A 9577-nucleotide genomic window follows, 5' to 3' on the forward strand; every position below is an offset into this window, starting at 1 on the left:
CAACCATTGCGGAAGCGCTCTTTGATGTTTGATCTTGGGCTCGCACTAAAAGTACCTTCGCCGTTATTTCTGTTCTTTTGTGTCGGATTTTAAAATTCGATAAAAAGCAAATGTAATTATTAATGCAGGGATAACGTTCCAACGCTCATTAGCGCTTCGAGATGCTGCATTAGCCAGAATTCCCAAGGCTCCGAGAATTAGAAAAGCTTTAACTATCCATTTTGGCTTAATTGCTAGGCCGTAGGCGAAGCGAGTAAAAATCACTACCTGATAGGTAATTAGAGCAAAATTTAAAATGTAAATAAATCTTAAGTAGGATGGAAAAACCTCAAATTGGCCACCAGCTGCGCGATCAAGTGCGTAAGAAGCACCCAGCATCACACCGCCAACGAGATATAGGTTCCAGGCAAAAGAAGCAAAAACTGCAGTTACAAAAGTTTTGTTCCTCATTTAACTAGTCTCCTACAACCATTGGGGTGGCGCCCGTGCAAGTAATTAATTCGGCGTAACTAGTTGGGTAGACCGCATGCGGGTGTCCAGATGCTGCCCAGACAACTTCATAATCATTTAACGCTTGATCAATCAGAATCTTCTCGGGTTGGCTAATCCAACCAAGTGGTGCAACTCCACCTACTGAATAACCAGAAATTTCTTTTACATAATTGGCATCTGCGCGACCAAGTTCGGCGATACCTAAATTCTTCGCAACTAAATCAGTATTAACGCGGTGGCGACCACTGGTGATGATCAATAGGGGATTGCCTGAAGGAAGTTTGAAGATAAGAGAAGAGGCGATCTGCCCAACTTCAATTCCTAAACCATTGGCGGCATCGACTGCAGTTCGGGCGGTCTCAGCAAGAACAGTTACTTGTCCTTTAACGCCAAGGTTGGTGGCTGCTTGAATAAAGCGTTTTACCGCTGCCTTTTCGAGGATGCCTTCCATAGTTGCAGGATACCCTTGGCGAATGTCTATCGGAGCACTTGATCAAAACCACCGTGCGAAATTAGCTAGAAATTCTCTTCGCGTCTGTTTCCTCTTGCTCGGAATAGTTTCTATGGGTTGGGTTCCGCGCATTCCCGAGATTAAAGATCTAATCGGGCTTTCAAATGGAGCTTTTGGCTTTGTTCTTTTGGGAAGCACCTTCGGATCAATTACTGGAGCACAGCTTGCCGGAAGGTTGATGCATACCTTCGGATCGCAGAAGGTAATTTTCGTTGGAGTATTCATAATGCCTGCTGGGTTAGCGGGTATGGGCCTAGCAACTAATGCAGTCACCTTGTTCTTGACTTTGTACACCATGGGCCTTGGCTATGCCCTGATTGATATGTGTTACAACTTTCAAGCAACCGTGGTTGAAAATATTTTGGGCCGCCGTTACATGTCCTCATTTCACGCAATGTGGAGCATGGGCGCGTTTGTGACAACTGTTCTTGGTGGCGCAATTACTCGCCATGTTTCACCGCGCACAAATTTGGTTGCCATTGCGATCGTCTCTTTGATCGCCTATCTCATCGCTGCTTACTATTTGCTTCCTTCATCGATTGACGGGCATAAGGGCGATGAAGAACATCAAGCAAAGATTCCGCTTTTCGGTAAATCTGTTATGCCGCTCTGGTTCTTGGGCGTCGGACTTCTCGCCAGCTTGGTCGGTGAAGGCGCGGCAAGTGACTGGGGCGCAATTTTATTGCGCGATGAAATGGGCTATGGCAAAGGTGTTTATGCATCAGCATTCGCATCCTTTGCTCTCGCCATGATTGTCAGCCGCTTCTTAGGCGATCGCGCACTCGATTATTTCGGTCCAGCGCGTTTAGTAAAACTTGGTGGATATTTCGGCGGAAGTATTTGGGGGATTGCGATGCTAATTGCGATTCCAATGTCGGATTCTTATCCAATTCCTGCGCTGATAATTGTGAATATCGGCTTCATCGCAGCAGGCCTTGGCATTGGTCCAATGTTTCCTGCATTTATCTTGGCGGCAAGTAAGACTCCAGGGATTGCGCCAGCAGTTGCAATATCGCGCGTTGGTGTAATTGGTATCGCCGGCTTCTTCTTCGGTCCAACGGTTACAGGTTTGATCGCCGAATATACAAATCTTTCAATTGGTATGGCTTATCCGGTTTTGATGTTGATTCTGGCGGGCTTCTTATCGAAGTCGATTAAGACAGGTAAGGCTTAAATCCAAGTTTGCAATAAAGTAAAGATTGCCAATACAACGAGTACGCCGGCAAAGAACTTCTTTGCTAATACATTGCTATGAGTTTGGTGATGAGAAGACAATAAGGCGATAACCATCGCACTAGCTGCCATCACGAGTGGAATCTTCCAATCAACTTCATCCCAGTGTGATTGATGGCCAATAAATGCAGTTATCGAGTTAAGAGCAATAACAGCTAGTGAAGTTCCAGTTGCAACCCGTGCCGGCGTTCCAAAGGCATGCATCAACACGGGAATGACTATGAAGCCACCACCGATTCCGAAAAGTCCGGTTATCGCGCCAATGCCCAAAGAGAGCAACACCAGGAAGCCAATCGACATCCTGCGTTCTTCTTGTTCTTCAGATTTTTTAAGCATTGAAAGCGCTGCAATAAACAATGTAATGCTAAATCCAGTTGTGATTACTTGATCGCTTAACTTGTGAGCCAAGATCGAGGCCGCGAGGTTGGTAACTAACCCAAGTGCCCAAATGACTACTGCTTCACGGTAGAGAATCTGCTTGGCGCGAATTTTTGGAATAGAGCCTGCTATAGCGGCAGCAAGAACTATCGCTAGCGCACCTGTGGTTGCAGGAATTGCGGTAAACCCAAATACATATAAAAGAATCGGAACCGAGAGCATTGCTCCACCGGCGCCTACAACGCCTAAAACTGCGCCTATAGCTCCACCAGAAATCAGCGCCAGCAAGATATCCATTTCTTAATAATCTCACCCAAAAGCAAAACGGCCCCCATCTCTGGGAGCCGTTTTGGATAAAGCTTTGTAACTTATTGAATTTACTTGTTGAAGAAAGAGATGTTTCCGATGTGTGGACCGAAAGCATCTGCTGAAATTGCACCGCTGTAGATAAGTGCGAAGATGATTAGTGATGCGCCAGCTAAAGCGAGATCCTTGTTGAAAGCGATCATTTCGTTCTGCTTTGCAGTTGCATCAGTCTCTTTCCAGTAGTTGTGGAAGATGACTGCGGCAAGCACCAAAGTGATTGCAAGCATTAGAGCGCCAAGGTCTACCCAGAAGCCGAGTGCGATGTAGATTCCACCGAGAAGGAAGAAAAGGCCACTTGCGATTACGCCGAGCTTTGCAGCAGGCAACTTCTTGTACTTGGCATAGCCAGTCATCATTTCAAGCTTGGCAAAGTGAGCGATTCCTGAGGTGATAAAGATGAAGGCGAAAAGAATTCGGCCAATTACGAGTACTACGTCCATGATTCTCCTTATTTAGAAACTGATTAATAGCGGTTCTGACTCTGGCAATTGTAGGGGAGATAGTTGAACTTTCAACTATTTTGAGCGTGGCGACACACCTTTCTTGCCAATGTCAGGGCCTTGGGCTAGTTTTCGAACACATGTTCGAATTATCCACAGGAAGGCCAGAGGCGCGTAAAAATGTCAGTCCCAGAGATATCACCAGCCTACGAAGTAGTTTCCGATGGAGCAGCAACGCCCATCGAATTCACCTTTCGCGGCAAACGTTTTCGCATCCATGCAGTTCTATCGCGTTGGTGTGAAGCAGGTGGTTGGTGGAACCGGGTTAGCGATGGCATCTATCGCCCCGATGATGGCGCTCGCGCTTTATGGACAGTTGAAGCTGCTCCTATCGGTGCACTTAACACCTTTCAATTAGAACGCGACGAGATAACAGGTTCGTGGATCGTTAAACAAGTATGAGACAAGTATGAGTTTTATACATCTACGTACATCGAGCGCCTTCTCGCTTAAATACGGAACAACGCAGCCGCAAGATCTGGTGCAACGCGCTGCCGAATTTGAATCACCGGCGCTCGCTCTCACCGATCGCGATGGTTTATCAGGATCCATTCGCTTTGCCCGCGCCTGCCTGCAGTACGGGATCGCACCGATTATCGGAGTTAATTTAGCTATCGATTTGTTAAACGATCCGAACAATAAAAACCCCTTAGCGAAAGATCTGCCACGTGTAACAGTTCTGGCACATGGAGACGGGGGATGGCGCGCACTTGTTCGTTTCATGACCGGACTATCCATGAACGCCGTTGATCGCAAGCCAGTTATTACCCTCGAACTACTGCAACGCTTTAGCGAATACTCAACACAGTTACATTTGCTGCACGGCCCTGAATCACCTTTAAGCCAAGCGCTAGTCTTGCACCGCAGCGATATCGCCTACGAGTTATTTAATAAGACTCGCCCCTTCTTTGGTGATCAAGCAATTGACTGTGTTTCACATCTTGTTGCTGGCAAAGGCCCGTTTTCAACAACACATGCCGCGCGCTCTTTAATCTTTGCCCGCGATCACGATATCGATGCAGTTATCACCAATGCGGTGCGGATGCGCGATGCCGCCGATGGACCAGTTGCCGACATCCTCGATTGTGCGCGCCAATTAGTTCCGTTGCATCAACGCCACCTCGAAAGACGTAACGCCGAAGGTTATTTAAAATCTAACGAACAAATGGTTTCACTCGCCGCCGAAATTGCGCGCGCTGCAGGAGAACGAACGCCACGTGCACTTTTAAACACCACGCGACAATGGGCCGAACGCGCGCTGTTATCGCCACAACGCGATCTTGGTTTAGGGGCGATCCATCTACCCGAACCCCATGTGGTTGGGGCAGATTCGGCCAATCAAATGCGCACTTTGCTGCGCAGCCGTTGCGAATCCGGAATCAATTGGCGCTACAACGATTCAACTCTCATCGCTAAAGCGCGCACTCGTTTAGATGATGAACTCGCAACAGTTGCAACCCTTGGTTACGAGTCATATTTCTTAACCGTTGCTGATATCACCGATATGGCGCGCGAAAACAATATCCGCGTTGCAGCTCGCGGCAGTGGCGCGGGCTCTTTGATCTGTCACTTACTTGGCATCTCTGGCGTAGACCCAATGCGCCATGGCCTTTTAATGGAACGTTTCTGTTCACCGCTACGTCGCGCTCTTCCCGATATAGATATCGATGTTGAATCCGCACGGCGTTTAGAAATTTACGACATGGTCTTTAAACGCTATGGAGATACCGATTGGCGCGCACCAGGTGCGCTCTCGCGATGTGCAACTGTGGCGATGGTTGACACCTACCGCGCCCGAAACGCTATCCGCGATACCGGCGCCGCACTTGGTATGTCGCCGATGGAGATCGATCTAATCGCTAAATCTATGCCGCATGTGCGCGCCCGCAATATCGAAGCAACTCTTAAATCACTTCCTGAACTTCGCTCACTTAATTTATCGGCGCCCCTTACCGCGATGGCGATCTCACTTGCCCAGCGCCTTGATGGCTTACCGCGCCATTTAGCGATGCACCCATGCGCCGTTGTTCTCTCTGATGCAGGCTTGCTAGATCGCGCGCCAGTTCAATTTAACGCCGGCGGTTACCCAATGGTTGAATTCGATAAAGATGATGTTGAAGAAATCGGTTTACTAAAACTCGACATCCTGGGTGTGCGGATGCAATCAACAATTGCTCATGCTGTTGCAGAAATAAAACGAGTTGATCAAGCCGAAATTGATATTGATGCCGTGCCACTAGATGACAAAGCAACTTACGAGTTAATCCAATCAACCCGCACCTTAGGTATCTTTCAAGTCGAAAGCCCGGGGCAACGTGAGCTTGTCGGAAAGTTAACTCCGAAAACTTTTAACGATCTCGTAATCGATATCTCGCTCTTTCGCCCTGGCCCAGTAAAGAGCGACATGATCCGCCCCTTCTTAAGTGCGCGCCATGGCTTTACTTCGGCGCAGATAATTCATCCTGATCTCTACGAGATCTTGGCTGAAACTGAAGGCGTGGTTGTATTTCACGAACAAGTGATCTCAATTATCGCCACCATGACCGGCATATCTCTAGCTGCCGCCGACGAAAAACGGCGCGCTTTAGGCAGTAAAGAAGGCCAACAAGAAGTCTGCGATTGGTTCTTTCCTGCCGCAACCGCGCGCGTTTACGAGTTAACAACTATTACCGAGATCTGGGATGTCTTGCGCGCCTTTGCATCCTTTGGTTTCTGTAAGGCACACGCTGCAGCTTTCGCACTTCCTACTTATCAATCTGCATATTTAAAGAGCCATTACCCAGCAGCATTTATCGCCGGTGTTCTTACCCACGACCCTGGCATGTACCCAAAGCGTTTGATGGTTGATGAAGCACGTCAGTTAGGCGTTGGGCTGGCACCGCTTGATATCAATTTTTCAAATGAAAACTACACAGTTGAGAAAAGTAACGAAGGCGCTTACAGCGTACGTATCGCACTTTCTACAGTTGGCGGCATTAGCGCGGGGGAGATCGATTCAATAATCGCAGGGCGTCCCTATATTGATTTAGCAGATTTCTATCGCAGATCAGGTGCCTCACATCCAATCATCGAAACTTTAATCATGACTGGCGCTTTCGATCGAGTGCACTCGCTTAGCGATGGCGCCCTAAATCATCGCGATCTACTTCTGCATTTATCTGATCTAACTCGTTCACCGGCTTCAAATATTTCTGGTTCGCAGATGGTCTTTGGCTTTGCCCCACCCGCACTTGCCACCAGTGGTCTACCTGCGATGGGCGCTTCTGAAAAAGTGCGTAACGAAGTCGAGCGCTTAGGAATGGATATCACCCACCATATGCTCGAGTTCTACGCGCCATTTCTAAATGCCATCGGCGCAGTTAAATCATCGGATCTACTAACACTTCGATCACAGAGCGATATCTTGGTTGCAGGAGTAAAGGTGGCGATGCAGACCCCACCAGTGCGCTCTGGGCGGCGCGTTATCTTCTTAACTCTCGATGATGGTTATGGTTGCACTGATTCAACATTCTTCTCTGATGCGCAAGAGGGTTTTGCTTCCACTCTCTACTCAACATCCTTATTGTTAGTCCGTGGCAAAACTAGACGCACCGGCGAACGCGGTATCTCGATCAACGCTAGCGGTGCCTGGGACCTACGCCAGGCTTATGAAAAGTGGTCGCGCAAATTAATCGAGAGAGCGATATGACCCAAGAGAAAGCGCAAGAGTCCACGATCTTGCATGTGGATATGGATGCCTTCTATGCATCTGTTGCCGAACTCGATCACCCAGAACTTCGCGGTAAGGCAGTTGTTGTTGGCGCAGGTGCCCGCGGCGTTGTTCTATCTGCAAACTACGCCGCACGTAAATTCGGAATCCGTGCAGCAATGCCAGTAGGCCGGGCGCAACGTATGGCACCGAACGCAATCTTTATCGCACCAGATCACCATCGATACTCTGAAATCTCCGAACGCGTAATGAAGATCTTCGAATCATTCACTCCGCTGGTAGAACCGATCTCACTAGATGAAGCTTTCTTAGATGTAACAGGTGCGCGCAAATTACTGGGCACAGGTCGCGAAATTGCAACGGCTATCCGCGCCAGGGTTGAGCAAGAAGAAGGCATAACCTGTTCAGTCGGTATCGCTCCTTCAAAATTTATTGCAAAGCTCGCATCACAACATTGCAAACCAAATGGCATGCTCGAAATAACAACTGATCGCATCTTGACTTTCCTACATCCACTGCCAGTTGGCGCAATCTGGGGAGTCGGGCCAAAGACTGCTGAACAGCTGGAAAGACTTGGGCTTCATACAGTTGCAGATATCGCAAACACGCCGCGCAGCACTTTGATTCGCGCACTTGGTGATGCAGCAGGTGCTTCACTTTATGAACTTGCGTGGGGGCGCGACTATCGCGATGTCACACCTGAAGAACCAGATAAATCAATTTCGGCTGCTGAAACATTTTCCACCGATCTTGATAATCCAATTGAGATCTTGCAAGAGTTTCTACGTATGACCGAGAAAGCAACGGCGCGACTTCGCGAGAAAGGTTTATTTGCAAAGACAATTTCGATCAAGGTGCGCTTTGCAGATTTCTCAACGATCAACCGCTCAAAGACTCTGCCACTTGCAATCGATAGCACCCACGAGGTTTACGAAGTTGTTAAGGCGCTTTACTTGGCGTTAAAGATCGATCGCGCACGGCTTCGCTTAGTTGGAGTCTCATTGGAAAACTTGCAGGATGATTCACCAGAACAGTTGGTCTTGGGTGCGCGTGAAAAGGGTTGGCGCGATGCTGAAGGGGCAATTGATCGTGCAAAGGCGCGCTTTGGGAGGGGCAGTGTGCGGCCGGGGCGCCTGATTAAGGCTGAATCTGATGAGGAAGAGACCGACTAGCACCGCTAGGTCCTCTGGACTAGTTGGTGAACCAACTAGCACCTAGAGAAATCTTGTTCTATTGTGGGCATATGGCACTTTCCGATCGCGAATTACGCTTGCTAGCCGAGATGGAGCAGGCGCTATCAGCTGATGACCCAGCTCTCGTCTCCACGCTCTCAGGTACACGCCGTCGCGGCCCAGGCGCTGCAATTGGTGTTGTCGCCCTAATCGTAGGAATCGCCACTCTCTTTGCCGGCCTAATCGCACAGGTCACCGTCGTCGGCGTCGTCGGCTTTATCTTCGCCCTCGTAGGCGTAATCGTCTTGGCCAATGCGATCTCGGCTGCGGCTAACGGCGCTCGCCAGGGTTCCTTTGCCAAGCGCCCACGCGGTAAAGGCTTTGGAAAGGGCTTCACCCAAGGTTTTGAAGATCGTTGGGATCAGCGCAATAACGGCTAACCGCCGCTAAATCAGACCTACCAAGCCCTCGCTCACGCGGGGGCTTTTTTCTTGCCTATTTGCGGGCAAAACCGGTGGGGAGGCGTGGGGAGGCTGTGGGGGAAAGGTGGCGGAGGGTGGTTGAAAAAGGAGGAAAGTGGAGTAAAGTGGGGGATTAAGCGGGAATTGCCGCTTATCAGAGTCCTCGGGGAAGGGGGTTCGCGAAGATGTTTCTCGGTACCCACGAGCCACGCCTTGATGAAAAGGGCCGCTTAATCCTTCCCGCAAAATTCCGCGAAGAACTCTCTGCAGGTTTAGTAATCACAAAAGGACAAGAACGTTGTCTCTACGTTTTTCCATCTGCTGAATTTGCAACGATCACCGAAACACTGCGCCAGGCACCAGTTACATCAAAGAATGCCCGCGATTACATGCGCGTGATGTTTGCCGGCGCACACGATGAAATTCCTGATCGCCAAGGTCGCGTAACTATTCCTGCAGGACTTCGCACATATGCAGGACTTGAAAAAGAGTGCGTTGTCATTGGTGCAAATACTCGCGTTGAAATTTGGGATAACGCAGCTTGGAACTCTTATTTATCAGATCGCGAAAAGGGCTTTGCCGAGGTTTCAGAGGAGATTTTTCCGGGTCTCTTCTGAGAAAAATTAATACAACTTAATAAAACAACTAAATAGCAAGTAAAAAATTAAATAGCGCTCTCATCTGTGGCCACCGCCGACCTAAAGCCGGCAGCGACACCCCTTCCCCGGTGTCGCTTTCGTTAGATCCGTCGGCCG

Annotated in this window: 10 protein-coding genes; 6 read left to right on the forward strand and 4 right to left on the reverse strand. The window is 49.0% G+C overall.

Going from position 1 to position 9577, the window contains the following annotated elements; all coding sequences use genetic code 11:
* Nucleotides 1–63 precede the first annotated feature (63 nt).
* Nucleotides 64–450 (reverse strand): hypothetical protein, encoded by a 387-nt coding sequence (locus tag A1sIIB60_RS02745; RefSeq protein ID WP_095689034.1) that lies wholly within the window; start codon nt 448–450, stop codon nt 64–66.
* A gap of 4 nt (nt 451–454) precedes the next feature.
* Complete coding sequence (locus A1sIIB60_RS02750) at nt 455–943, reverse strand: YbaK/EbsC family protein (RefSeq protein ID WP_095689035.1); 489 nt, start codon at nt 941–943, stop codon at nt 455–457.
* Between the two features lie 22 nt (nt 944–965).
* Here A1sIIB60_RS02750 and A1sIIB60_RS02755 point away from each other — a divergent pair, with 22 nt between their 5' ends.
* Nucleotides 966–2177 carry an MFS transporter gene (locus tag A1sIIB60_RS02755; protein ID WP_095689036.1) on the forward strand — a complete coding sequence of 404 codons (1212 nt, stop codon included), beginning with the start codon at nt 966–968 and terminating at the stop codon, nt 2175–2177.
* Here the strand turns inward: A1sIIB60_RS02755 and A1sIIB60_RS02760 are convergent.
* Both A1sIIB60_RS02760 and A1sIIB60_RS02765 read right to left on the reverse strand, forming a co-directional pair.
* Nucleotides 2174–2911, reverse strand: a complete 738-nt coding sequence (locus A1sIIB60_RS02760) for a sulfite exporter TauE/SafE family protein (RefSeq protein ID WP_095689037.1) — start codon at nt 2909–2911, stop codon at nt 2174–2176. The genes A1sIIB60_RS02755 and A1sIIB60_RS02760 overlap by 4 nt on opposite strands.
* 80 nt (nt 2912–2991) lie before the next feature.
* A complete protein-coding gene (locus A1sIIB60_RS02765; RefSeq protein ID WP_190279224.1) occupies nt 2992–3420 on the reverse strand; it encodes a DoxX family protein in 429 nt (142 codons plus the stop codon).
* 180 nt (nt 3421–3600) lie between these two features.
* Between A1sIIB60_RS02765 and A1sIIB60_RS02770 the strand changes: the two genes are divergently transcribed.
* The 5 genes from A1sIIB60_RS02770 to mraZ all read left to right on the forward strand — a co-directional run bounded on the left by A1sIIB60_RS02770 (nt 3601) and on the right by mraZ (nt 9439).
* A complete protein-coding gene (locus A1sIIB60_RS02770; protein ID WP_095689039.1) occupies nt 3601–3882 on the forward strand; it encodes a DUF6504 family protein in 282 nt (93 codons plus the stop codon).
* Between the two features lie 7 nt (nt 3883–3889).
* On the forward strand, nt 3890–7168 hold the full coding sequence (locus A1sIIB60_RS02775) for a DNA polymerase III subunit alpha (RefSeq protein ID WP_095689040.1): 3279 nt from the start codon (nt 3890–3892) through the stop codon (nt 7166–7168).
* Entirely contained in the window at nt 7165–8361 is a 1197-nt protein-coding gene (gene dinB, locus A1sIIB60_RS02780; protein WP_095689041.1) for a DNA polymerase IV, read from the forward strand. The genes A1sIIB60_RS02775 and dinB overlap by 4 nt, the downstream gene beginning before the upstream one ends.
* Nucleotides 8362–8432: 71 nt before the next feature.
* On the forward strand, nt 8433–8801 hold the full coding sequence (locus A1sIIB60_RS02785) for a DUF3040 domain-containing protein (RefSeq protein ID WP_095689042.1): 369 nt from the start codon (nt 8433–8435) through the stop codon (nt 8799–8801).
* A 206-nt stretch (nt 8802–9007) separates the two neighbouring features.
* Nucleotides 9008–9439 (forward strand): division/cell wall cluster transcriptional repressor MraZ, encoded by a 432-nt coding sequence (mraZ, locus tag A1sIIB60_RS02790; RefSeq protein WP_095677281.1) that lies wholly within the window; start codon nt 9008–9010, stop codon nt 9437–9439.
* Nucleotides 9440–9577: the final 138 nt, after the last annotated feature.

Origin of the sequence: Candidatus Planktophila lacus, assembly GCF_002288385.1 — a bacterium.
GTDB lineage: Bacteria > Actinomycetota > Actinomycetes > Nanopelagicales > Nanopelagicaceae > Planktophila > Planktophila lacus_D.